Annotated in this window: 25 protein-coding genes; 15 read left to right on the forward strand and 10 right to left on the reverse strand. The window is 65.6% G+C overall.

Annotated elements, in window-relative coordinates:
* Positions 1–530: 530 nt before the first annotated feature.
* Complete coding sequence (locus tag ACJ70B_RS12005) at positions 531–938, forward strand: CBS domain-containing protein (protein ID WP_408957227.1); 408 nt, start codon at positions 531–533, stop codon at positions 936–938.
* 53 nt (positions 939–991) lie between these two features.
* Here ACJ70B_RS12005 and ACJ70B_RS12010 read toward each other — a convergent pair whose 3' ends face one another.
* Both ACJ70B_RS12010 and uvrA read right to left on the reverse strand, forming a co-directional pair.
* Complete coding sequence (locus ACJ70B_RS12010; protein WP_408957228.1) at positions 992–1,360, reverse strand: hypothetical protein; 369 nt, start codon at positions 1,358–1,360, stop codon at positions 992–994.
* 111 nt (positions 1,361–1,471) lie between these two features.
* Entirely contained in the window at positions 1,472–4,435 is a 2,964-nt protein-coding gene (gene uvrA, locus ACJ70B_RS12015; protein WP_408957229.1) for an excinuclease ABC subunit UvrA, read from the reverse strand.
* A 304-nt stretch (positions 4,436–4,739) separates the two neighbouring features.
* Here uvrA and ACJ70B_RS12020 point away from each other — a divergent pair, with 304 nt between their 5' ends.
* Complete coding sequence (locus tag ACJ70B_RS12020) at positions 4,740–5,243, forward strand: hypothetical protein (protein WP_408957230.1); 504 nt, start codon at positions 4,740–4,742, stop codon at positions 5,241–5,243.
* 119 nt (positions 5,244–5,362) lie between these two features.
* Positions 5,363–6,292, forward strand: coding sequence for a ribonucleotide-diphosphate reductase subunit beta (locus tag ACJ70B_RS12025; RefSeq protein ID WP_408957231.1), 930 nt, complete (start codon positions 5,363–5,365; stop codon positions 6,290–6,292).
* A 36-nt stretch (positions 6,293–6,328) separates the two neighbouring features.
* On the opposite strand, the gene ACJ70B_RS12030 is transcribed toward ACJ70B_RS12025, so the two are convergent.
* Together ACJ70B_RS12030 and ACJ70B_RS12035 are read right to left on the reverse strand one after the other, a co-directional pair.
* Positions 6,329–7,435: an aminotransferase class V-fold PLP-dependent enzyme gene (locus tag ACJ70B_RS12030; RefSeq protein ID WP_408957232.1), complete on the reverse strand. Its 1,107-nt coding sequence runs from the start codon at positions 7,433–7,435 to the stop codon at positions 6,329–6,331.
* A gap of 126 nt (positions 7,436–7,561) precedes the next feature.
* Positions 7,562–7,801, reverse strand: a complete 240-nt coding sequence (locus ACJ70B_RS12035; RefSeq protein ID WP_408957233.1) for a hypothetical protein — start codon at positions 7,799–7,801, stop codon at positions 7,562–7,564.
* 198 nt (positions 7,802–7,999) lie between these two features.
* Between ACJ70B_RS12035 and ACJ70B_RS12040 the strand changes: the two genes are divergently transcribed.
* Both ACJ70B_RS12040 and ACJ70B_RS12045 read left to right on the forward strand, forming a co-directional pair.
* Complete coding sequence (locus ACJ70B_RS12040; RefSeq protein WP_408957234.1) at positions 8,000–8,149, forward strand: hypothetical protein; 150 nt, start codon at positions 8,000–8,002, stop codon at positions 8,147–8,149.
* A 107-nt stretch (positions 8,150–8,256) separates the two neighbouring features.
* Positions 8,257–8,673, forward strand: a complete 417-nt coding sequence (locus tag ACJ70B_RS12045) for a universal stress protein (protein ID WP_408957235.1) — start codon at positions 8,257–8,259, stop codon at positions 8,671–8,673.
* Between the two features lie 36 nt (positions 8,674–8,709).
* Here ACJ70B_RS12045 and ACJ70B_RS12050 read toward each other — a convergent pair whose 3' ends face one another.
* Positions 8,710–8,940, reverse strand: a complete 231-nt coding sequence (locus ACJ70B_RS12050) for a hypothetical protein (protein WP_408957236.1) — start codon at positions 8,938–8,940, stop codon at positions 8,710–8,712.
* Positions 8,941–9,047: 107 nt separating this feature from the next.
* The gene (locus ACJ70B_RS12055; RefSeq protein WP_408957237.1) at positions 9,048–9,248 is read right to left on the reverse strand and encodes a hypothetical protein; all 201 of its coding nucleotides are present in this window, start codon (positions 9,246–9,248) and stop codon (positions 9,048–9,050) included.
* A gap of 162 nt (positions 9,249–9,410) precedes the next feature.
* Here ACJ70B_RS12055 and ACJ70B_RS12060 point away from each other — a divergent pair, with 162 nt between their 5' ends.
* Positions 9,411–9,545: a transporter gene (locus ACJ70B_RS12060; RefSeq protein ID WP_408957238.1), complete on the forward strand. Its 135-nt coding sequence runs from the start codon at positions 9,411–9,413 to the stop codon at positions 9,543–9,545.
* Positions 9,546–9,870: 325 nt separating this feature from the next.
* The gene (locus ACJ70B_RS12065) at positions 9,871–11,124 is read left to right on the forward strand and encodes a digeranylgeranylglycerophospholipid reductase (RefSeq protein WP_408957239.1); all 1,254 of its coding nucleotides are present in this window, start codon (positions 9,871–9,873) and stop codon (positions 11,122–11,124) included.
* A gap of 41 nt (positions 11,125–11,165) precedes the next feature.
* On the opposite strand, the gene ACJ70B_RS12070 is transcribed toward ACJ70B_RS12065, so the two are convergent.
* A complete protein-coding gene (locus tag ACJ70B_RS12070) occupies positions 11,166–12,806 on the reverse strand; it encodes a potassium channel family protein (RefSeq protein WP_408957240.1) in 1,641 nt (546 codons plus the stop codon).
* 171 nt (positions 12,807–12,977) lie between these two features.
* Here ACJ70B_RS12070 and ACJ70B_RS12075 point away from each other — a divergent pair, with 171 nt between their 5' ends.
* Positions 12,978–13,775: a ZIP family metal transporter gene (locus ACJ70B_RS12075; RefSeq protein ID WP_408957241.1), complete on the forward strand. Its 798-nt coding sequence runs from the start codon at positions 12,978–12,980 to the stop codon at positions 13,773–13,775.
* Between the two features lie 18 nt (positions 13,776–13,793).
* On the opposite strand, the gene ACJ70B_RS12080 is transcribed toward ACJ70B_RS12075, so the two are convergent.
* Together ACJ70B_RS12080 and ACJ70B_RS12085 are read right to left on the reverse strand one after the other, a co-directional pair.
* On the reverse strand, positions 13,794–14,267 hold the full coding sequence (locus ACJ70B_RS12080; protein WP_408957242.1) for a phosphopantetheine adenylyltransferase: 474 nt from the start codon (positions 14,265–14,267) through the stop codon (positions 13,794–13,796).
* Positions 14,268–14,510: 243 nt separating this feature from the next.
* Positions 14,511–15,251, reverse strand: a complete 741-nt coding sequence (locus tag ACJ70B_RS12085) for an SDR family NAD(P)-dependent oxidoreductase (protein ID WP_408957243.1) — start codon at positions 15,249–15,251, stop codon at positions 14,511–14,513.
* Positions 15,252–15,363: 112 nt separating this feature from the next.
* On the opposite strand from ACJ70B_RS12085, the gene ACJ70B_RS12090 reads away from it, so the two are divergent.
* Together ACJ70B_RS12090 and ACJ70B_RS12095 are read left to right on the forward strand one after the other, a co-directional pair.
* Positions 15,364–15,828: a universal stress protein gene (locus ACJ70B_RS12090; protein WP_408957244.1), complete on the forward strand. Its 465-nt coding sequence runs from the start codon at positions 15,364–15,366 to the stop codon at positions 15,826–15,828.
* Positions 15,829–15,959: 131 nt separating this feature from the next.
* On the forward strand, positions 15,960–16,424 hold the full coding sequence (locus ACJ70B_RS12095; RefSeq protein ID WP_408957245.1) for a universal stress protein: 465 nt from the start codon (positions 15,960–15,962) through the stop codon (positions 16,422–16,424).
* Between the two features lie 13 nt (positions 16,425–16,437).
* Here the strand turns inward: ACJ70B_RS12095 and ACJ70B_RS12100 are convergent, their stop codons facing one another.
* A complete protein-coding gene (locus ACJ70B_RS12100) occupies positions 16,438–16,866 on the reverse strand; it encodes a hypothetical protein (RefSeq protein ID WP_408957246.1) in 429 nt (142 codons plus the stop codon).
* Positions 16,867–17,020: 154 nt separating this feature from the next.
* Here ACJ70B_RS12100 and ACJ70B_RS12105 point away from each other — a divergent pair, with 154 nt between their 5' ends.
* The 5 genes from ACJ70B_RS12105 (at position 17,021) to ACJ70B_RS12125 (ending at position 21,807) form a co-directional block, all read left to right on the forward strand.
* Positions 17,021–17,998 carry an ROK family protein gene (locus ACJ70B_RS12105; RefSeq protein WP_408957247.1) on the forward strand — a complete coding sequence of 326 codons (978 nt, stop codon included), beginning with the start codon at positions 17,021–17,023 and terminating at the stop codon, positions 17,996–17,998.
* A gap of 165 nt (positions 17,999–18,163) precedes the next feature.
* On the forward strand, positions 18,164–19,711 hold the full coding sequence (locus ACJ70B_RS12110) for an LVIVD repeat-containing protein (RefSeq protein ID WP_408957248.1): 1,548 nt from the start codon (positions 18,164–18,166) through the stop codon (positions 19,709–19,711).
* A gap of 60 nt (positions 19,712–19,771) precedes the next feature.
* A complete protein-coding gene (locus ACJ70B_RS12115; protein ID WP_408957249.1) occupies positions 19,772–20,137 on the forward strand; it encodes a NifU family protein in 366 nt (121 codons plus the stop codon).
* 153 nt (positions 20,138–20,290) lie between these two features.
* The gene (locus ACJ70B_RS12120) at positions 20,291–20,860 is read left to right on the forward strand and encodes an amino acid-binding protein (protein WP_408957250.1); all 570 of its coding nucleotides are present in this window, start codon (positions 20,291–20,293) and stop codon (positions 20,858–20,860) included.
* Positions 20,860–21,807 (forward strand): homoserine dehydrogenase, encoded by a 948-nt coding sequence (locus ACJ70B_RS12125; RefSeq protein WP_408957251.1) that lies wholly within the window; start codon positions 20,860–20,862, stop codon positions 21,805–21,807. The genes ACJ70B_RS12120 and ACJ70B_RS12125 overlap by 1 nt, the downstream gene beginning before the upstream one ends.
* Positions 21,808–21,910 lie beyond the last annotated feature (103 nt).

Here is a 21,910-nt window from a genome sequence, read left to right on the forward strand (position 1 = left end):
ATGACTGATAAAGCTTCGACATACTATGTTTTCGGACACCTCTATAAGTCGATACACGCTGTCTAAACAGAACGATAGCCGAGGAAAACAGGGATAGAGCACCTCAAGAGGACGTACTGCTTATATTTCGTTCAGGAGGCTGGGAAGCAAACGCGTTACTGCCTATGTGTAGCCACCATTATAGTCTGGTCGGAGATCACCGATACTATGCCCTAAAACGACAGATATGTCGACACGATCGATTTCGAACTACAGCTCCCACTCACTCGACCAGTTCTTTCAGTTATCGTATCTGTACTAGTTAGTAGCAGAGCACTGATACTCAATATAGAATACAGACACGCAATATTTGCGTTCACACCTAGCGGATCGGTTCCAACGTCGTCCCGTATCGCTCTGTCTCCGGCAGCGTCGCCGATTCAGAGCGGTCGCGACGGTGTCCGACCCAGGCGAGTCGCCCGTAGATCGAGGTTCGCCGTCGTCGGTCTGAGCCCACTAACCCTTATGGTGGTTACCGAATATCACAGTGTATGGAAGATATCTTTGTCGCTCGAGTCATGTCCACGTCGTTGCACACGGTAACGCCGGACACGCTCGTCGAGGAGACCGCTCAGCTAATGCTCGACAACGGGGTCGGTTCAGCGGTCGTCGTCGACGACGACAACCGGCTCGAGGGGATTTTGACGACGACGGACTTCGTCCAAATCGTTGCAGAGCGCCGGCCGAAAGATCAGACGCCGGTGTCGACGTATATGAGTACGGACGTCGTCACGGCCTCGGCACAGGACAGCGTTCGCGACGCCGCTGACGTGATGGTCGAACACGATTTCCATCACATCCCCGTCGTCGACGAGGACGAGGGCGTCATCGGGATGGTGACGACCTCGGATCTGGCGGGCTATCTCTCACGCGTACAGTCGCCAAGTCCCGACGACTAGTCGCGTCGACCGCCGACTCGCCGGCGGTCGCGTTGCGATCCGCGATCGGGCTGTCAGGGGTCCTCGGTAGCGCGATCGCCATCCCCGCGACCGCCGATGTCGTCTTCGGTCATCCAGCGGACCGTCTCGTCGAGTTGGTCCCGCAACGCCCGCGCTTCCGCGGGCGTCAACGCCGCGTCGGCGTGGCCCGTCGCGTGATCGCCCGCCATCGCGTCGACGCTCACGATCACGCAGTGGCCCTCGTCCGACTCCGGGCGGACCGATAGCTCGGCTCTATCTGGGTAGTCCCGCGGCGGCCCCATCTCGAGACCCGTCTCGCCGCGCGTGACCCCGATCTCGACCCGTTCGGGACGCTCGAGGTCGAACGAATCCGTCGGCTCCTCCTTGACCGGCTCTTCGGACGCGTTCAGTTCGTCGGACATACATGCTACTTAGTCACACACTTCCTTGGGTGTGTTCCCGGTCGAACGACGTTTCCGATCGCCGTCACGTGACCCGTCTCGGTCGAGTCACAATGAGCGCTCGATCGCCGTTCAGTCGTCGTCCATCGGCGCGCTCACGGGCTCGACGCGCTCGCCACGCGGTCCCTCGAGATCGATCTTCGGCAGCAGATCCCGCAGGTAGCGACCGGTGTGAGAGTCCTCGAGGCGGGCCACGTCCTCCGGTGTGCCGGTAGCGACGATTTCGCCGCCGTTCTCGCCACCTTCGGGGCCGAGGTCGATGACGCGGTCGGCGTTTTTCACGAGGTCGAGTTCGTGTTCGATGACGACCACGGTGTTGCCGTTGTCGGTCAGCCGGTGGAGCACGTCGATGAGCTTTCGCTCGTCCTCGCTGTGGAGCCCGGTTGTGGGCTCGTCGAGCAGGTAAAGCGTCTCGCCGGAGTCCTTCTTCCCCAACTCCTCGGCGAGCTTGATCCGCTGGGCCTCCCCGCCCGAGAGCGTCGTCGAGGGCTGGCCGAGCTTCATATAGTCGAGCCCGACGTCTTTCAGCAGCTTGAGCCGGCGGCGAATCTGGCTCGAGGACTCGAAGAATTCGTAGGCTTCCTCGACGCTCATCTCGAGGACGTCGGCGATCGTTTTTCCTTTGTAGGTCACGTCGAGCGTGGCGTCGTTGTAGCGTGCGCCGCCACACTCCTCGCAGGGGACGTAGACGTCCGAGAGGAAGTTCATCTCGATTTTGACGGTGCCCTGCCCGCCACACTCCTCGCAGCGGCCACCTTTGACGTTAAAGGAGAATCGCCCCTTCTCGTAGCCCCGCTGTTTCGAGAGCTTCGTCTGGGCGAACAGCTCGCGGACGTAGTCGAAGACGTTGGTGTACGTCGCGGGGTTCGACCGCGGCGTGCGACCGATCGGCGACTGGTCGATTAGCCGGACGGTCTCGATCTCCTCGAGCCCCTCGAGGGCGTCGTGGTCGCCCGGGATCACGCTCGTGTTATCGTTCATTTCGCGCGCGAGGCCCTTGTAGAGCACCTCGTGCATCAGCGTGGATTTTCCGGAGCCGGAGACGCCGGTAATCGCGGTAAAGCAGCCAAGCGGGATGTCGACGTCGAGGTCGTCGAGGTTGTGCTGGCGCGCCCCGCGGATCGTCAGTGCGCCCTCGGGGTCGCGGCGCTCGTCGGGAACCGGGATCTGTCTGCGGCCGGAGAGGTAGTCGCCAGTCACGGACGCCTCCGTCGCCTTGAGCTCCTCGACGGAGCCGTTGACGACGACCTCGCCGCCGCGCTTGCCCGGACCGGGCCCCATGTCGATGACGTTGTCCGCCCGGCGCATCGTCTCCTCGTCGTGTTCGACGACGAGCAAGGTGTTACCCAGATCGCGCAGTTCACAGAGCGTGTCTAGCAGCCGATCGTTGTCCCGCTGGTGGAGCCCGATCGAGGGCTCGTCGAGCACGTACAGCACGCCGACGAGGCCGGAGCCGATCTGGGTCGCGAGCCGGATGCGCTGGCTCTCGCCGCCTGACAGCGTCGAGGCCTCGCGGTCGAGGGTGAGATACTCGAGGCCGACCTCGGTCATGAAGCCGAGTCGCGCGCGGATCTCTTTTAAGATCTCCTCGGCGATGACCTTCTCGCGCTCGGTCAAGTCTGCCTCCATCGACTCGAAGTGTTCGAGGGCGTCGCCGATGCTCATCGCGTTGATCTCGGTGATCGCGGTCTCGTCGACCAGCACGGCCCGGCTCGCGGGCTTGAGACGGGTGCCGTCGCAGGCCGGACACTCCGTGACCGACATGTAGTCCTCGATATGTTCGCGAGTCGAGTCCGAATCGGTCTCGATGTATCGGCGCTCAAGGTTGGGAATGATCCCCTCGAAGCGCTTCTTTTTCCGCCGAGTGCCGTTCTTGGTGCTCCGCTTGAACACCACCTCTCCGTCCGTGCCGTAGAGAAACGCCCGTTGGATCTCCTCGTCTACGTCTTCGAACGGCGTCTCGAGCGAAACGCCGAAGTGCTCGGCGACGGCGTCCAGTCGCGTCTGGTAGTACGAGCGGTTGTAGCTCCAGGCCTCGAAGACGTGTTTGAGTGGCTTGGACTCGTCTTGAACGACGAGATCCTCGTCGACTTCCTTGGTCTCGCCTAGGCCTTCACACTCGGGACAGGCACCGTGGGGCGAGTTAAAGGAAAAGGAGCGGGTCTCGATCTCCGGCACGTCGATCCCGCAGTGGGTGCAGGCGAGGTCCTTCGAGAATTCGACGACGAAGCGGTCGTCGTCCTCGACTTCGTCGCCGAGCGCACCCGTTCGACGGGCCTCGTCGCCGAGGTCTGCCGCCGCCTCCTCGGGCGGGTCGGGGAGAATGACCTTGAGGACGCCGTCGGCCTCCTCGAGTGCCGTCTCGACGCTGTCGACGATCCGCGGACGGTCCTCGACGCTGACCTTCACGCGGTCGACGATCACGTCGATCGTGTGGTCGAAGTTCTCGTCCAGATCGGGGTCGTCCAGCGTGAGGTCGTGCTCCTCGCCGTCGATCTCGACGCGGGCGTACCCCTCCGAGACGAGTTCCTCGAAGAGGTCCTCGAACGCGCCCTTCTGGTCGCGGACGACCGGTGCCGCGAGTTTGGCCTTGGTCCCTTCGGGGAGCTCGAGGATGCGCTCGACCATATTTTGAGCGCTCTGCTCGCCGACCTCGCGGCCACAGTCGGGACAGTGTGGCGTGCCGACGCGGGCGTAGAGCAATCGCAGGTAGTCGTGGAGTTCAGTGACGGTCCCGACGGTCGATCGGGGGTTGTTCGCGGCGTTCTTCTGGTCGATCGAGATTGCCGGCGAGAGCCCTTCGACGGTCTCGACCTGGGGCTTGTCCATCTGGCCCAGGAAGTTCCGAGCGTACGCCGAGAGGCTCTCGATATATCGGCGCTGGCCCTCGGCGTAGACCGTCTCGAACGCGAGTGAGGACTTGCCCGATCCCGAGAGGCCGGTGACGACGGTAAACTCCTCGCGAGGGATCGAGACGTCGAGGTCCTTGAGGTTGTGTTCCTCGGCACCCCGGACTTCTATGGTGTCCTTGCTCATCGTTCGGTCGCGAAGACGGACTGTCTCGATTGTCGACGCGGTGCCAGATTCATCGTATCCGTATCAGTAGCCGGAGGGACTTAACGAGTCTGAAAGGGTATGGATGAGCGATGTGTTAGCACCTGACTTCTCGGCCTCGAGTCACCTACTGACGCTGTGACGATCTGCTGACCACGCCGCGGTCAGCGAGGTGCCCGTAGCCGCGGACGGAACGCGACGCGGCGGTTTCGGTACCGCACACCTCGCCCGGCCACAGGTCCGGCCGACCCCAAGTACCTTCGGCCGGAAGCCCCAAGGGTTCCCTATGAGCGACGACGCCGCGGACGCGCTCGCTGTCGACGAGTTCGTCGAGTACTGCCGCACCCAGGCCGGCCTGCTCTCCGGGCACGTCGAGACGATGGGCGAGGAGGCCGACGACCTCTTGGACGAAATCGACCGGGAGATGGCCGAGATCAGATCCCGCCTCGAGGCGCTTCCGAACGAGGTCGAGGGGACCGAATCGCCGTCGACCGCCGACGTCCCCGACGCAAGCGAGGTCGACGTCGCGGCGATCGAGGAACTACAGGCGGAACTCGAGGAGAAGCAACTGCTCGTCGAGGCCAAGCAGGCACGGATGCAGGCCTTTCAGGATCTGGCCGCGGACTACACCGACCTCGCCGACGAACTGGCGTCTGAGGCGACAGACGGACAGGACGCGCTGACTCGCGTCATCGAGTTCGAGGCCGACGCCGATGCGCCGGCGTACTTCGACGAGCGCGAGACGATGGTCGAGGCCGCGGCTGCGTCGCGGAACGCCGACAGCGAGTGACTCGAGCGGGCCCGACGAAGTCTGCCGTCTCACGACTGCCCGCAGCGTCTGTTCTCTTCGCTATCAAGACGCGATTCTCGGCCGAATATTGATTTACAACCAACACGTCAGTTATTGGCATGGCAATCGACTACAGTCAACGAGAACAGCCCTACGAGTTGTATCGCAAGGGGAAACAGGAGGGAACGTGGGACCCGGACGACTACGACCTCGAGCAAGACCGCCGAGACTGGCAGCAGTTTTCCGAGGACGAACAGCGGCGGTTTCTCGCGACGTGTTCCGGGTTCTACGACGGTGAGGAGGACGTCACGCGAACGCTCGCGCCGTACATGATGGCGCTTGACGCCTTGCCAAACGAGGAGATGCCGTTCGACACCGTTCAAGAGGAGATGTATCTGGCCCAGCAGGTCTACGAGGAGGCCAAACACACCGACCTGTTCAGTCGCTACTTCGAGGAGGTCTTCGAGACCCAGGAGACGGCTCCCTATCGCGAGGGCGGCTACCAGGAACAGGGGTACAGCACGGACGATCTCTACGACACCGCGGACGACCTGCTGGCGGCGGCCGAGAGCGGCGATCGGACCGACCTCGTCTACGCGCTCGGCGAGGCCTACCTGAACTACATGGGCATCGTCGAGGCCCAGCTCGCCCGCGGCGGCTATCTCAGCTTCGACCAGATGATCGAGCTGAAAGCCGAGCAGATGGGGCGTGACATCGTCCTCGAGTCGTTCCAAGAAGCCATCGGCAAGGTGCGACAGGACGAGACGCGCCACATCGAGAACGGGCGCTGGATCTTACAGCAACTGGCCGAGGCCGAACCGGACGTCGTCGCGGACGTCTACGAGCCGCGCATCGAGGAGTACGTCGAGAATCGGCTGCTGGCCGACCCGCTCTACGACGAGCAGCCCTTCGAGGGCTACGATCAGCGCGAGATCGGCGAACAGGTCGTCCAGTACCTGCAAGACACCGTCGATTACATCGGTACTGACCGGTTCGAGCGCTACAGCGACGTTCAGGCCGCCATGGAGGAGCACCAGGCCGCCGACTGAAGCGCGTCCAGCGGTCGCCGTCGCGTTGTTGCAGTCCTATAGCGCCTCGAGCAGCGCATCCACGTCCGCGCGGCTATTGTATGCGTGGATCGACGCGCGGATTGCATCGGGCTTGGGAAGCGGTCTGACGACGATTCCCCGGTCGGCGAGTCGATCGACGGTGCTCTCGGGGTCGTCGACGTCGATCGTCACGAGCCCGGACTCGTACGATCGCGGACTCAAGAGGCGCTCGTCCGGGAGGCCGTCTTTGAGCCGATCGGTCAGGGCCTCGATCCGCCGTTGGATCGTCTCGATACCGATCTCCTCGAGCGTCGCGAGCGCCTCGGTCAGTCCGGCGTAGGGGACGGGGCTGGCGGTGCCGACCTCGAACCGCCGTGCGCCGGCCGCGTAGCGGTAGTCATCAGCGGTCTCGTCTGTGACGCTCCGGTAGCCGATCGCGGCGGGCGAGCGATCTTGCTCGACGCCGTCACGGACGTAGAGGAAGCCGGCTCCGAACGGGCCGAGCAGCCACTTGTGGCCCGCCGCGACGACGAAATCCGCACCCCACTCGCGGACGTCGACGGGAACCTGTCCGGGCGACTGGACGGCGTCGACCAGCACCAGCGCGCCGGCGTCGTGGGCGATCTCGACGAGATCCGCGATCGGCAGTTGCGTGCCGTGGGTCCACGTCAGCGAACTCACGCAACACAGCGTCGCATCCTCGAGCGCCGGTTTCGCGGCCTCGAGATCGAGCCGCCCGTCGTCGGTCTCGAGCACCCGCACGTCGACACCGTAGTCGCGCTCGAGGCGTTGCCACGGCAGGACGCCGGCGGAGTGCTCGAGGTCGGTTCGGACGACGACATCGTTTGCGTCCCAGTCGAACGCGCCCGCGACGCGGTTGATCCCGTCGGTCGTGCTCTGGGTCAACGCGACCTCGTCGGGCGTCGCGCCGAGCAGGTCCGCGACCGCCGCGCGCGCCTCGTCGTAGACGTCGAACGTCGCGGGATACATCCCTTCGGCGGCGGGAGCCTCGTACTCGTGGTGCTCGAGCGCCGATTCGGCCGCTTCGACGACGCGGCGCGGGCTCGGCCCGCCGGCACCCCAGTTACAGTACACGCTCGACTCGAGGGCGGGCATCGTTGCGCGGAGATCGCTCGGCTCCATTTCCTGGTTGTTGGGCCGCTACTGTGTTTGGTCTGACGGTCCGTCGGCTGTCGGATAGCTGCCGAGAAGCGCGACCCCGCTCGAGTCCGCCCTGTCGGCCGGTCCGTCGACGGTGCGGTCCGCGAGTCAGAGTTCGCCGCGCAGGATGACCTCGTCATCGACCCGCTTGAGCATGTCTTCGGTGACAATATAGTCTTCGCCGTCTTCGCCTTCCCAGCCGAACGAGGCGAGTGCCTGCTCTGCCAGACTCGGGTTGGGATCGACGGCTGCGCTGTTGTCTTCGACCTTCGCGACGATCCCGAGTTCCTTGCCTTCGACGTCAACGACGGTCTTTCCGACATCGTCGTCGGTCAGCGAAGCTGTCATGTCGACGGCTACGGCGACCGACTAGGTAAGCGAACGGCCGTCTCGTGCTGGTTCGCGCGCCGAACCATCAGTCGACGTGTCGTCTCAAACTCGATCGCTTGCGAGTGCCGGCGCGTCGATGTCGTCTGCGCCCTCGACTATTTCACCGTGGATGCCGATAGTACGGTCGACGCGCGCCGACCGCGTTCTCACACTCCCATGACATACACACTCGAGATCAGCGATGAACTGAAGCAGCGACTCGACAATCACTGCGAGGAAGGCCAATCCCACGAGGAACTCATCGCGGAACTGGTCTCGATGTACGAGACCGAGGGGGCGTTCCTGCAGGAAGGCTACTCCGAATGAGACGAGTCGGTCGTCCGCCGACCGGACGCCTCGGACGACCGGCGGCGGCCGTTCACCTTCTGTGGTAATGGATGACACTCAAGTGGTCCGTCCGCGTATAGGTCAGTATGCATCTGCTAGTCGCCCTCGAGGACTCGGACCCGGGGTGGGCGGCCTTCGAGTTCGCGTGCCGAGAACACCCCGACGACGAGATCACGGTGCTTCACGCCCTCGATCCGACCAACAGCGGTTACGGCGAGGTCGCGCACCTCGGCGCGGAGGAACTGCTCGAGCGCCGGCGTGAGGAGGCCCGCGAGCTGCTCGCAGAGGCTGAAGCCCGCGCGGCCGACTACGGCCGGTCGGTCGAAACGGCGGTCACCGTCGGCCAGCCCGCCGACGAGATCGTCGACTACGCCGCGGACGGCGAACTGGACCTGATTGTCGTCGGGAGCCACGGCCGCACCGGCTTCTCGAGGGTCTTGCTCGGCAGCGTCGCCGAACGAGTCGCGCGGCAGGCACCCGTTCCGGTGACAATCGTTCGCTAACCGTCCGTCTCGGTTCTCGGCCGCGTTCACGGTGGTTCACTCGACGCCGTACCACCGACAGAGCGATCGCACGAACTGGGCGACGACGAGACCGACGAACGCCCCAATCAGGTACGCGTTCGACGCGTCGATCGCGAACAGTTCGGCGACGATGTACTGGACCGCGGCCACGGCGAGGACGGAGACGAGCACGCTCACGGCGGCCAGTTCCGGATGGTCGCGGAGGCCACTCGAGCGGGTGAGTCGTCCGGCCGATTCTCCTTGCATGGGCGGTCGTGTTCCGTGAACGCCTTATCGATCTTCTGCTTCGAAGCGACGCCGTAGTGGCGCGCGGTACCGGTGGTCTGCGTCATCGCCCGACCTGTCCGATCGAGTCACGTCTCGAGGGGAGCCGCCTCTCCGTCCCGCTCCGTCCTGTATACCTCCGCCCAGAGATATCCGACGCCGACCGCGGCGTAGAACATGCCCAAGACGGTCGGTATCCAATCGTGCTGTGTGGCATAGAGGCCGATCTGAACGAACCCAACGACCACCATTGCGACGCCGATCCACGCCCGCACTCGTCTCGATGCCATATACGTACGAGAAGATTACACTGAGTAAACATCTTTTCGCTTCCTCGGCGGTTCGAGGCCGGCCGGTCGGACCATTGTCCCGATCGTAGCGCTCACGGCCCACGAGCGCTGATTCGTAAATCACGCAGCAATCTTTTCTGCGTTCTCGGGCGACGGGTGGACATGGCTCGGCTCTCTACGATCATCATCCTCGTCGGGGTCGTACGCTTTACGCCGCTTCCGCCACCACTGGGGATCGGGCTTGGCGGGCTCTTAATCCTCGTCGGCGGTATCCTCCGGCTTTTCACAGAGAAATAACTCGCTGCGCTCAGCGCAGTCTCGTGCGAGCACCGCCGGTTCTCATACATGGGCCTCCGGAAAAGGGGCTGACGTCACGGGTGTTTTGCTCAAGGAGGCAGCGAACGCGCCGAGGGCTGTGGTACCAGAGCCGCGGTACCCATGTTACCCCGCCAAGTGACGTGTAACGTCGGTCTACCCGCCGTCATCGTCACCGTGGCCGCCGATCGGTCTGTTCCCGGTCGATTCGTCGGCCTGCTCGTGCCGAACAGGATTCAAGGGACTCGACCGCGTCTCTTCGATCGGAACCGGGCAAACTAATTACGGTCACGACAGTCCAGATTACATGAACGACCGCTACGACGTAGTCATCGCCGGTGCCGGCCCCGCCGGCGCACAGTGTGCCCGGGATCTCGCCGCGAGAGGGTACGACGTCGTCGTCCTCGAGACCGAGGTCGAAGCAGAGTTCCCGCGCCAGAGCAACAAATCCACCGCGGGAACGTTCCACTCTATGATGGCGGCTTTCGGCATTCCCGACGACGTCGTGATGCAGTACACCGACAGCGTCGTCCTCGAGTCGCCGACGGAACACTACGTCCGCGAGCAAACCGGTGCGGTTCTGGAGTTTGCGGATTTCAAACGCTATCTCGTAAGCGACAGCCGCGACGATGGCGCTGAATACCGGTTCGACGCCCGCGTCACCGCGCCGATCATGGACGGCGGCGAGATCGTCGGCGTCACCTACAATGGCGACGAGGAGGTCTATGGCGACATCGTCATCGACGCGACGGGGCCGGCCGCCCCACTCGCGAAGGAACTCGGTGTCGTCGATCTCAAACGCGAGAATCACGCCATCGGCATCGAGTACGAGTTCGAAGGGATCGACATCGACCGCCCCGGCTTCGCCGACCTGCGCGACGCCATGATGTTGCGTCTAGACCACGAGATCGCACCCGGCGGCTACTCGTGGATCTTCCATACCGGCGAAGACACCGCCAAAGTGGGTCTCTGTTACATTCAAAACGATAGCCACGACCGGTACAGCCGCAACGATTTCACCATCGACGACTACCTCTCTCACTGGCTCGAGACGGACCCCCGATTCCGTGACGCCGAACAGATCGAGGGCAAACAACACCGCGGCTCGGCCCACATTCAACTGCCCGGCACGCTCCATACCGACCGGTTCATGGCGATCGGCGACACCGTGCCGAGCCTCGACCCGCTCTGGGGCGAAGGGATCAACAAGTGCATGCAGTCCGGCCGCGCGGCCGCCGCCACCGCCGACAGCTGTCTCAAACACGACGGCGTCGAGCCGACCGCCGAGAACCTCGAGGTCTACGACACGCTCTGGCACCGCGACGTCGCGCCCAACGCCAAGAGCCGGCTGCTAATGACCCAGCTCCTCTATCTCGCGCCGAACGACCGCTACGACGAGCTCATGCGGGACCTCCAGCGACTCGACGACGATACGCTGGCGAATGCAAACAGCGGCGACCCGCTTGCCATCGCGCGGCTGCTTGGGCTCGAGGACGCGCCGCTGCTCGTCGATCTCGCGAAACAGCAGCTGTCGCCCGGTCTTCGCTCGCTCCTGTCCTAAAGAGGGGTCCCACCCGGTTCGATATTCTGCTTATCAGCCTCTCAGGCGAGAAACCGCGCCTCGAAGGATTGCACGCTCTCGTCGGTCCCGGCGATGACGACCTCGTCGTCCGCCTCGAGGACGAATTCCGACGGCTCGATCGCCGTGATCGTCTCGCCGTCCCTGACGACCGCAATGACGGTACAGCCCGTCCGCGAGCGGACCGCGGCGTCGACGACGGTCTGTCCCACTAACCGGCCCGCGGGGAGCCTGACGACGTTGATTCCCCGATCGACCGCCAGCACCTCCTCGTCCTCGAAGACGGTCGAGGCCAGCATCCGGCCGCTGACCGTCGCCAGCGACTGGACGTAGTCCGCCCCGGCTCGGTAGAGTTTCCGGACGTCCGCCGCGTCGTTTGCGCGAACGATGACGTCGACCGACGGGTTCAGATCGCGCGCGACGAGCGCCGCGAAGACGGCCGTCGTATCGTCGTCGAGGGTAACGATCACTGCGGCCGCGTCGTCGACGCCGGCCTCGCGGACCGCCGCCGGATCGCGAGCGTCCCCGACGACGTCGACGCCCTCCTTCTCGGCGACATCGAGGACCGTCACGCGAGCGTTCGTCCCGACGAGCGCGTCGGCGGCCGCCGCGCCTGACTCGCCGTAGCCGGCGATCACCACGTCTCGAGCGGCGAACGACCGGACCGTCGACGCCGCTTCCGCTCGAAGCGTTTCGATCCGCTCGGGTTCGCCCGCGACAAGCAGCCGCGTCCCGGCGTGGAGGTCCCGGTCTCGCGGAATCGGGCTCTCGAACGTCCCGTCAAACCACGCACCGATGCCGTCGACGCCGAATCGATCCCGGAGCCCGATCTCGTCGGCGGTCCGGTCACAGAGGTCGCTTCCCGCGGCGATCGAGACCTCGACCAGTTCCAGATCGCTCCCGATCTCGACGCCCTCATCGACCGCGGTCGTCACGGCCGTCGGCACCCGACGCGCGAGGCTTTCCCCGAGCAACTGGCGCGGCGACAGCACCTCGTCGGCCCCCGCGATCCGGTGGTACTCCCCGAGTCGCTGATCCTCGACCAGCGTCACCACCCGCACGTCCGGGTTCGCCTCCCGGGCCGAAAGGACGATGCTCGCGTTCGTATCGTCGGCCGAATCGGCCACGACCGCCGTCGCCCGCTCGATGCCGGCGCTCTCGAGCACCGCCGTCGACTCCGGATCGCCGTGGACGACCCGGTAGTCGTCCTCGTGTAACGCCGTCGCCGTCTCCTCGTCGGACGAGACGACGACGTACTCCTGGCCGCGCGACTCGAGTTCCTCGATGAACGCCTCCCCGCGGGGCGTGTACTCACAGATGACGACGTGGTCTGTGACGTCCGTCGTCGCGGTCGGCGGCGTGACCGCCAGCGTGTCCCGCAGCCAGGGAACCGCGAAGACGTCCGCCGCAGTGAGGATCAGCCCGATCCCCATGAGCTGCAGTCCGATCGTCAGCACGTACATCTGCGGCGTCGACCACCCCGCGTCCTCGCCGTAGCCGGTCGTCGTAAACGACTGAAAGACGATCCCGAGCGACCGAAACAGCGGTTGCGGGTCGTTCTCCCATGCCGCCATCCCGTAATTGTACAGCAGCGTCGAGCCAACGGTCGCCACGACCACGAGGACGACATAGTGGCGAGTGCGGCGGGACCTCCACAGTGACATACGCTCCCTAGCAGACGGCCGACTGTTGATGGTATCGGTCGATTCGGCGGACTCTCAGCGAACCCGATCGCTCTCGCATCCACTGACCCGTCATACGGCGGCTCTCGTCGCGCGATACTGGCCGTAGCATCCCCGCCGCCAATTTATGCGTTCGGTGCGATAGGTCGGTCGATGGCACCGGTCGAGCATTTCGTGCTGGTGTTCGCCGCCGGGCTGCTCACGGCGCTGGCAACCGGATTAGGGGCGCTCCCGTTTTTCTTCTTCGAGGGGATTAGCGACCGGCGAAACGTAATCCTCTGGGGGCTCGCCTCGGGGATCATGCTCTCGGCGTCGACGTTCGGCCTCGTCGAGGAGGGACTGGCCGAGGGCACCCCCCTCGAGATCGGGGTCGGGCTGCTGGCCGGCATCGGCCTCGTCGTCGTCGCCCACGACGTGCTGTTAGACGTCGACATCGAACCCCACCAGTACGAAGAAGCCGACTTCAAGAAACTCGTCCTCATCCTCGGAATCCTGACCGTCCACAGCTTCCCCGAGGGCGTCGCCATCGGCGTCTCCTTCGCCGATCTCGGACTCGAGGGAGGCACCGAGTTTCTCGGGGTCACGATTCCGCTGTTGGCGGTCTTCATGACGATCGCGATCTCGATCCACAACGTGCCGGAGGGGACCGCGATTTCGATCCCGCTGACGTCGATGGGCGTTCCGAAGTGGAAACTGATCTGGTGGGCCGTCTTCTCGAGTCTCCCCCAGCCGATCGGGGCCGTCATCGCGTTCGGGTTTGTCCGCTACGCCCGCGAAATCCTCCCTTACGGCTTCGGCTTCGCCGCCGGCGCGATGATCTACCTCGTGCTCACCGAGTTCGTCCCCGAGGCACTCGCCATCGGCGAGCGGCTCCCTCGCGGCGGCAAGCCCGAACTCGTAGGCGGCATCCTCGTCGGGGTCCTCGTTATGGTCCCGCTCGCGTTCCTGTAATCGCGGCCGTGGCTCCGCTTAGTCCTCCCCGAGCACCCGTCCGTGCTCGTCGATCTCGCCGTTGACGATCCGGGTCGAGGAGATCCGCTCGCCGTCATCCGCGAAGACGTACGGCGCGACGATCCCCGACAGCGGTTCGAACCCCCGCTCGCGGCGCTGCTCGTTGATCCCCTCGAGTTCGGGGGCCGTCTCCGGGGAGACCACCAGCGCGTCGATCGACGGCTCGTCGGTCGCAATCCCGTCTTCGGTCTCGAGCGTCCGGATTTCGATCTCGCGGTCCCACCGGTCGAGGTCGCCAAGCGCGTCCGTCACGAGTCGGGTCCGCTCCTCGAGCGACGGAATTGGGCGCGGTTCGTGGCGCGTCTCGACCGCCAGTTCGTCGCTGGTCAGCGCGACGACGACGGCGTCCTCGCCGAACCGGAGCGCGTGTTCGAACAGGGTCCGGTGGCCGTCGTGGAGCGGCCCGAACGTGCCGGCGACTGCGACTCGCATACGCGTACTCGAACACGAGAGGTCCCATAACTGTGGTGCAAAACGAGGGTTGTTGTAAAGCGAGACGACCGCTTACAATCCGGCTACACCGTCTCGGGCAACCAGCCGCCGTCGACCTCGAGGGTCTGCACCCACCTTTTTACTTCGCCGGGATCTCTCACTCCGTTCGAGACCCCCCTCGTAAAAATCTGGACCAAAAACTCCCCACGGCGCTTCGCGCCGCGAGTCAACTGCTACTCGCACTTACACGGTCTCGGGCAACCAGCCGCCGTCGACCTCGAGGTTCTCCCCGCTGATGTACTCGCTCTCCGGATCGAGGAAGAAGTACAGCGGCTGGACCAGGTCCTCGAAGCTCGCGGGCCGGCCGCGGGGCAGCTCGTCGGGGAACTCGTCGGAGTTCTCCACGACGTACGGCGAGATCGCGTTGACCGTGATCCCGTCGGTCTGGGTGTCGGCCGCGAGCATGCGCGTAAACATCAACACGCCCGCCTTCGCGACGAAGTACGGGAAGTTTGTCGGGCTGACCAGCCCCTGCTCGCTCGAGGCGTAGCCGATGTTGACGATCCGGCCGTACCCGTTCTCGCGCATCTCGGGCAGGGCGCGCCTCGAGCAGAGGTAGGTGCCGTTTATGTTCGTCTCGAGGACCCGGTTCCAGGTCTCGAACTCGAGGTCGGCCCAGTGGGCCGGGGCGAAGTCGCCGACGTTGTTGACCAGCACGTCGACGGACCCGAGTTCGGCCTCGACGGCCGCGAAGAGCCCGTTGACGCTCTCGGGGTCGGTCACGTCGCCTTGCACCGTCATCGCGTCGGACGCACCGCGGTCGCGGGCGGCGTCGGCGACCTCGCGGGCGGCGTCGGCGCTCGTATGGTAGTGAACCGCCGTTCGCGCGCCGCAGTCGGCCGTCGCCAACAGCAGTTCGCGGCCGACGCCTTTCGCGCTGCCCGTGACGAGCACCGTCTGCTCCGAGAGATCGGGTCCGTCCATGCCTCGGCTGTCGACGACGGGGTGGAAAAATCGCCCGGAACCCCACTCGTCCGCTGCGATCGGGGTTCCGTGACCCGCGGATTTACGGTGGTGTACGATCAATCCGTCACCCATGCTAGAGACAGTATTGCTTGCAGTCGGCCCAAGCGACGCCGAACGAAGCGGCCAGCTCGCCGAAGCCGTCCTCGACGTCGCAGAGCCCGCCGGTGCCACCGTCGTCCTCGCACACGTCTTCACCAACAGCGAGTACGAACAGGTCCTCGACCGCCTCGAGTTCGATCGGACCGTCGACGAGATCGACCCCGACTCCGTCGCGAGGCGTCACTCGACGATCCACGATCTGAAAGACGCCTTCGAGGAACACGGCGTCGACCTCGAGATTCGGGGTGCCGTCGGGGACCACGGGTCGTCGATTGTCGATCTGGCGGCCAGCGTCGATGCCGATCAGGTCGTCGTCGGCGGCCGTCGCCGGTCGCCGACCGGCAAGGCTGTCTTCGGCTCGACGGCCCAAGAGGTGCTGCTGTCGGCCCCCTGTCCCGTCACGTTCGTCCGTAGCAACGACGAGCACACCGACTGAGCGTCCCCTACCGGGTGCCACCGACGACACCGCACCGGCGCGATAGCGACCGCACCGTGCCGACCTGCGGTGGTTCTGGAATACTGCAACGACGAGAATGCTTAAGCAGGTGGCCCGACCACTGTGCCGGTATGGCAATCGATACGGTCTTACTCGCGGTCGGGCCGATGGACACGGTTCGCGCACCGGACCTCGCTGATACGGTTCTCGAGATCGCCGATCCGCTCGGCGCGACGGTCGTGATCGGCCACGCCTTTACCGAAGACGAGTACGAGGACGTTCATGACGATCTCGGCTTTCAGGCCCGTGCGGAGGACGTTGATCCGGACGAATTCGCGGCGACCCGACCACCGGTTCCCGAACTCGCCGACCGCTTCGAAGAGGCCGGCGTCGAGTACGAGATCAAGGGTGCGCTCGGCGAGGTCAGCACCGAGGTCGTCGATATGGCGATCGACGTCGACGCGGACCGCATGGTCGTCGGTGGCCGCCGCCGTTCACCGGCCGAAAAGGCCGTCCTTGGCTCCGTCTCCCAGGAGATCATCCTCCAGGCCCCCTGCCCGGTCACCTACTTCCGCGACCTCGACGTGATGGAGTAACGACGCGGTCGCGTCACCGCTTCTCTGCCCGCCGTTTCCACTCGCGTTCCTGCCGGCGCTCGCGGACGTGGCGCTCCCCGTCGGCTACCTCCCGTCGGACGTGCCGCTCGAGCGACCGGACCTCGGAAAGCAGCGTCTCCTGGAAGTTCTCGAGGACGTCGTACGACCAGCGGTCCTCGTCGACGACGCCGTGGGGGAGCAGGTCGGCCCGGATCGCGTCGGCGAGGTCGTCGTGGCCGGCGTCTCGAAGTAGTTCCTCGGCCCGGTACAGGTGGTCCATGCCGTGCCCCGTCGCGTGGTGGAACTCGAGTAAACTCCCCTGGGCGCGCTGGGTCCACTCGAGGCCCAGTTCGACCTCGTGGAGGGCCTCGCACTCCGTCTCGGACAGCGCCGTCGACTCCGTCCTCGCGTCGAGGTCGGTCGGTGTGTCATCAGTGGCCATATCCGAACTATGCCGTGCTATGGCATACATATGTCGTCGGATCGTCGACCGAGCGCCCGCTGCCCGCCGATCTCGCGAAACGTATCGAAATCGCTACTCGTCGTCGAGTACAATCTGGGTAGTTAAGTACGGCCGCGGTCGTCCCTAGGATAGCATGGTTTACTATGCGGGCGTCGACCTCGGTGCGACCAACGTCCGGGCCGTCGTCGCCGAGGCCGACGGGACGACGATCGGCTCGAGCCGCCGATCCACGCCGCGCGGGCCGACGGGTATCGACGTGACGGAAGGGGTGCTTCGAACGCTGCGCAACGCATGTGGCGAGGCCGGAATCGACCCCAAGCGGATCGCGGCCGCCGGAATCGGCTCGATCGGTCCGTTCGATCTCGCTGAGGGGGCCGTGATCGATCCGGCGAACCTGCCGAATTCGATCGATCGTATTCCCCTCACGGGGCCGGTCGCGAAGTTGATCGACAGCGATGAGGTCCACCTCCACAACGATACCACGGCGGGCGTCATCGGCGAGCGCTTCCACGCCGCCAGCAACCCCGACGACATGGTCTACATCACGATCTCCTCGGGGATCGGTGCCGGCGTCTGCTGTGACGGCGAGATCATGGGCGGCTGGGACGGTAACGCTGGCGAGGTCGGCCACTACGTCGTCGATCCGCAGGGGCGACTGACCTGCGGTTGCGGCCACGACGGCCACTGGGAGGCCTACTGCTCTGGCAACGCCATCCCCGATTTCGCCCGACTGCTCGCCGAGGACGACCCGACGATCACGACCGACCTCCCGCTCGAGGGGGTAAACTTCACCGCGAAGGACGTGTTCGACCTCGCGGGCGAGGACGAACTGGCGGATTACGTCATCGAGCAACTCGCCCACTGGAACGCGATCGGCGTGACGAACGTCGTCCACGCGTTCGCGCCAATCGTGGTCTCCTTTGGCGGCGCGGTCGCGTTGCACAACGAGGAACTGGTCGTCGATCCCGTACGCGAACGCGTTTCCGAGATGGTGATGACAAACGTCCCGGAGATCACGGTCACCGATCTCGGCGACGACGTCGTCCTCGAGGGAGCGCTTGCAAGCGCCATGACCGAGGGGACCGGCGACCGGCGGCGACTGCGCGGCTGATACAGGCTACTGTCACTGGATACCGCGTCCCCCGAAGCGGGTCTCGGGGATGCCGGAACTGACTTCCATGGACCGTCCACGTTGCTCCACGATTCGGCCGCCTCGACTCCGCGGCGTCCGGCGACGAGTAATTACGCCTATGTGTCTGTGTCCGTTGGTTCAACCATGAAGCGGAGAGCGTTTCTCAGGGCCGCCGGCGTTGCCGGCGGCGCGTCCGTTTCGGGCTCGGTCGTCACGTCCCGGTCGCGCGCCGCGTTCGTCCGACGGCAGGGCGGATACGAACCGCTCGGTCGGCTCCCCGTCACCGGTGCCGCGGAGGCCGTCCCCGGCGACGACGGCGAGACCGCCTACGTCGCCGCCACGACCGGCTTCGCGACCGTCGACGTGAGCGACCCCGCCGAACCGACGCTCCTCGCCGAGGAACGCGACCTCGAGCACGCCGGCGACGCCTTGACACAGCTCCTCGACGTGACCGTCGACGGTGACCGGCTGGTCGTCGCGGGACCGGCCAACCCGAGTTTCAGCGTCAAGGGATTTCGAGTGTACGACGTGAGCGATCCCGCGACTCCCGTTCCGACCGGCGAGTTCGAAACGAGCTACCACATTCACAACTGCTATCTCGAGGGCGACCTGCTGTTCGTCGTCGCGAACGAACAGCAAGCGAACCCGCTCGTGATCTTCGACATCGGTGGCGGCGACATCACGCAACTGGGATACTGGTCGCTGCTCGACCGCGAGCCGGGCTGGGGCGAGATACGAATGCTCGCCCGCTACCTCCACGACGTCTACGTACAGGACGACATCGCCTACCTGCCTCACTGGAACGCCGGCACCTATCTGATCGACGTCAGCGATCCGGCCGCCCCGACGTACGTCTCGCACGTCCGAGCGACCTCGCTCGAGGAACAGCGATCGCTCACCGACCGACAGGACGCTGTCTACGGTCTCCCGGGCAACGATCACTACGCGGCGGTCGACGAATCCGGCGACCTCATGGCGGTCGGCCGGGAGGCCTGGGCGACCGGCGGGGCCACACCCGACCGACCGGGCGGGATCGACCTCTACGACGTGAGCGACCCCGCCGCGCCCGTCCATCGAGGATCGATCGACGCCCCGCGGACGGTCGACGAGACCTACCGCGGCGGGCTGTGGACGACCTCGCACAACTTCGAACTCCGCGACGGCCGACTCTACTCGTCGTGGTACCGCGCGGGCGTCCAGATCCACGACGTGTCGGAGCCGACCGATCCAACACGGCTCGCGTGGTGGCGCGACCCAGCGAAGACGGGGTTCTGGACGGCCCGCGTCGTCGCGCCCGGCGAGAGTTTCATTGCCTCGAGCACGGAAGCGATTCCGAACACGACGCTCGAGGGGGCGCTCTACACCTTCCCGGCCGAAGCCGGCGAACAGGCCGATCCCCCGTCGCTTCAAGATCCTGACTGGCTCGCGGCCGACAACGAGACGAACACGACGAACGAGAGCGGCGAGACCGGGAATGGGAGCGCCACGGGCGGCGGCGACACGGGCGGCGGCGACACGGGCGGCGGCGACGCGGGCGGCGGCGACACGGGCGGCGACACGGGCGGCGGCGACGCGGGCGGCGGCGACACGGGCGGCGATTCGATCCCCGGCTTCACCGGCGTTGCGGGGCTCGCAAGCGGCGCGCTCACTCTCGAGTGGCTGCGCCGACGCGGCGGAAATGTTCAGGATTAATTCGACGGATATCGGCCGTGCGACCCAAGGTATACACCGCTCGAGCGTGTACGTGAGGCAATGACAGCATCCGAAGAGGAGCCGTCGCTGCGAGAGCGCGTCGAGACGTGGCTGGCCCGCGAGATGCCAATCATTCAGATGCACGGTGGGACCAGCGCGGTGCGGTCGGCCGACCCCGAGACCGGCGAGGTCGTCATCGAACTCGGCGGCGGCTGCAAGGGCTGTTCGGTCAGCGACGTGACGACGGGCAACATCGAGGCCGAACTCATTACCTGGCCCGAAATCGACGAGGTCACCGTGCGCGTCCCGGACGCGCGCGACAGTCTCGGCGGGCCGGACCAGCCCGAGTCGATCATGGGCGTCGATCGAACCGAAGGCGGCCGCGGCGACTGGGGCTCGTCGAATCCGGGTAAAGACCACCTCTGAGCGCCGATCGATACCGTCTCTTCGGCGGCGACGAGGACTGTGCGTACCGTTACCAAGGGCAGAGCGCTTTGGCAAGTCCTATATCCTTTTACGCGCCCATTACGGAATCGTACATCATGACGTGTAGCTGCCCGCAGGCAGGAGGTGTCGGCGATGGGTGACGCACCCGAGCCCGACGACGAGGACGAGCCCGACGCCGAGACCGACGGCGGCGTCCGGGCCTACACCGTCCGGCTCGAGCTCGTCGACGAACCCGGCGAGTTGCTCCGTGCACTCGCTCCCATCGCCGACAGCGGCGGCAATCTGTTGAGCATCCACCACGAACGCGGTAACATCACACCTCGCGGGCACATCCCCGTCGAGGTCGACCTCGAGTGTCCTCCCGACCGATTCGACGATATCGTTCAGGCGCTGCGCGACGCCGGCGTCAACGTCATCCAGGCCGGCGAGGAGCACTACGGCGAGGAGGTAAACGTCGTTTTGGTCGGCCACCTCGTCGAGACCGATCTCTCGAATACACTCTCGCGGATCGAGGACGAGGCCGAGGCCGTCGTTCAGGACCTCTCGCTCGCCGCGCCCGACGGCACAGAAGGCGTCGCAAGCGCCCGTGCCCGACTCGCGATCGACTCTGGGCGCTCCGAGGAGGCGCTCGCGGCCATCCGCTCGATTGGCACCGACAAGGAACTGACCGTCGTCGAACCCCTGCTCGGAGGTGAGGCCTGATGGAGCTCGCCATCCTCGGCGCGGGCGATGTCGGTCGCTCGGTCGCTGACCTCGCCGACGAGTACGGCCACGAGGTCGTCGCGCTCGCCGACTCGAGCAGCGCCGCGGTCGATTCGGACGGCATCACAGTCGACGCCGCCCTCGAGCGCAAGGTCGGCGACGAGGCCGTCGGAACGAGCGATCCCGAGGACGTCTTCGAGACTGACTACGACGTGCTCGTGGAAGCGACGCCGACGACGCTCGGCGACGCCGAGCCCGGCTTTTCACACGTCCGGCGCGCACTCGCGGCCGACCGCCACGCCGTGTTGGCGAACAAGGGACCGGTCGCCGAACGCTACGGAGAACTCCGCGCGCTCGAGGCCGACAGCGCCGGCTCGATCCGGTTCGAGGCGACCGTCGGCGGCGCGATTCCGATCCTCTCGACGATCGAGGACTGCACGCCACAGGCCGTCACCGCGGTCCGGGGCGTCCTAAACGGCACCGCGAATTTCATCCTCTCGCGGATGGCCGCCGAGGGGCTCGACTACGAACACGTCCTCGCGGAGGCCCAGGATCTGGGCGTCGCCGAGGCCGACCCCACCTTCGACGTCGACGGCACCGACGCCGCCCTGAAGTTCGTCATCCTGTCGAACGTCCTCGCCGACGGCGGCTTCGCGCTCGAGGACGCGACGGTCGAGGGTATCCAAGACGTTCCCGGCAGCGCACTCGACCTCGCCGCCGAGGACGGCCGGACGATCCGCCTCATCGGCGAGGCGACCCGCGACGGGGTCCGCGTCGGCCCGCGGCTCGTCCCCGAAAACGGCGCGCTCGCGGTGACCGGCACCCGAAACATCGTCCAGATCGAAACCCGGAACGCCGGCTCGCTGCACTCGAGCGGCCGCGGTGCCGGCGGCCCGGAGACGGCCACAGCGGTGCTGTCTGACGTGGGTCGACTCCCGCCACTGTAGGCCGAGCCGTTTTTCTCGGATCGCTAGTTCCGTTCGTCGTCTCGTCTGACGGTTCGCTGACGGTGAGTTTCGGGCGTGTTGGATCGGGCCGGAACTCGAGGTA

The sequence above is a fragment of the Natrinema sp. 74 genome, from assembly GCF_046097095.1.
Taxonomy (GTDB): Archaea; Halobacteriota; Halobacteria; order Halobacteriales; family Natrialbaceae; genus Natrinema.

Excerpts from the sequence above, each read along its gene's own strand:
- ACJ70B_RS12020 (WP_408957230.1), top strand. The coding sequence starts at position 4,740 with ATGAGCGACGACGCCGCGGACGCGCTCGCTGTCGACGAGTTCGTCGAG.
- ACJ70B_RS12105 (WP_408957247.1), top strand. The coding sequence starts at position 17,021 with ATGGTTTACTATGCGGGCGTCGACCTCGGTGCGACCAACGTCCGGGCC.
- ACJ70B_RS12110 (WP_408957248.1), top strand. The coding sequence starts at position 18,164 with ATGAAGCGGAGAGCGTTTCTCAGGGCCGCCGGCGTTGCCGGCGGCGCG.
- ACJ70B_RS12075 (WP_408957241.1), top strand. The coding sequence starts at position 12,978 with ATGGCACCGGTCGAGCATTTCGTGCTGGTGTTCGCCGCCGGGCTGCTC.
- ACJ70B_RS12100 (WP_408957246.1), bottom strand. The coding sequence starts at position 16,866 with ATGGCCACTGATGACACACCGACCGACCTCGACGCGAGGACGGAGTCG.
- uvrA (WP_408957229.1), bottom strand. The coding sequence starts at position 4,435 with ATGAGCAAGGACACCATAGAAGTCCGGGGTGCCGAGGAACACAACCTC.
- ACJ70B_RS12070 (WP_408957240.1), bottom strand. The coding sequence starts at position 12,806 with ATGTCACTGTGGAGGTCCCGCCGCACTCGCCACTATGTCGTCCTCGTG.
- ACJ70B_RS12080 (WP_408957242.1), bottom strand. The coding sequence starts at position 14,267 with ATGCGAGTCGCAGTCGCCGGCACGTTCGGGCCGCTCCACGACGGCCAC.
- ACJ70B_RS12095 (WP_408957245.1), top strand. The coding sequence starts at position 15,960 with ATGGCAATCGATACGGTCTTACTCGCGGTCGGGCCGATGGACACGGTT.
- ACJ70B_RS12025 (WP_408957231.1), top strand. The coding sequence starts at position 5,363 with ATGGCAATCGACTACAGTCAACGAGAACAGCCCTACGAGTTGTATCGC.
- ACJ70B_RS12010 (WP_408957228.1), bottom strand. The coding sequence starts at position 1,360 with ATGTCCGACGAACTGAACGCGTCCGAAGAGCCGGTCAAGGAGGAGCCG.
- ACJ70B_RS12055 (WP_408957237.1), bottom strand. The coding sequence starts at position 9,248 with ATGGCATCGAGACGAGTGCGGGCGTGGATCGGCGTCGCAATGGTGGTC.
- ACJ70B_RS12115 (WP_408957249.1), top strand. The coding sequence starts at position 19,772 with ATGACAGCATCCGAAGAGGAGCCGTCGCTGCGAGAGCGCGTCGAGACG.
- ACJ70B_RS12035 (WP_408957233.1), bottom strand. The coding sequence starts at position 7,801 with ATGACAGCTTCGCTGACCGACGACGATGTCGGAAAGACCGTCGTTGAC.
- ACJ70B_RS12005 (WP_408957227.1), top strand. The coding sequence starts at position 531 with ATGGAAGATATCTTTGTCGCTCGAGTCATGTCCACGTCGTTGCACACG.
- ACJ70B_RS12065 (WP_408957239.1), top strand. The coding sequence starts at position 9,871 with ATGAACGACCGCTACGACGTAGTCATCGCCGGTGCCGGCCCCGCCGGC.
- ACJ70B_RS12060 (WP_408957238.1), top strand. The coding sequence starts at position 9,411 with ATGGCTCGGCTCTCTACGATCATCATCCTCGTCGGGGTCGTACGCTTT.
- ACJ70B_RS12120 (WP_408957250.1), top strand. The coding sequence starts at position 20,291 with ATGGGTGACGCACCCGAGCCCGACGACGAGGACGAGCCCGACGCCGAG.
- ACJ70B_RS12090 (WP_408957244.1), top strand. The coding sequence starts at position 15,364 with ATGCTAGAGACAGTATTGCTTGCAGTCGGCCCAAGCGACGCCGAACGA.
- ACJ70B_RS12045 (WP_408957235.1), top strand. The coding sequence starts at position 8,257 with ATGCATCTGCTAGTCGCCCTCGAGGACTCGGACCCGGGGTGGGCGGCC.
- ACJ70B_RS12040 (WP_408957234.1), top strand. The coding sequence starts at position 8,000 with ATGACATACACACTCGAGATCAGCGATGAACTGAAGCAGCGACTCGAC.
- ACJ70B_RS12050 (WP_408957236.1), bottom strand. The coding sequence starts at position 8,940 with ATGCAAGGAGAATCGGCCGGACGACTCACCCGCTCGAGTGGCCTCCGC.
- ACJ70B_RS12030 (WP_408957232.1), bottom strand. The coding sequence starts at position 7,435 with ATGGAGCCGAGCGATCTCCGCGCAACGATGCCCGCCCTCGAGTCGAGC.
- ACJ70B_RS12125 (WP_408957251.1), top strand. The coding sequence starts at position 20,860 with ATGGAGCTCGCCATCCTCGGCGCGGGCGATGTCGGTCGCTCGGTCGCT.
- ACJ70B_RS12085 (WP_408957243.1), bottom strand. The coding sequence starts at position 15,251 with ATGGACGGACCCGATCTCTCGGAGCAGACGGTGCTCGTCACGGGCAGC.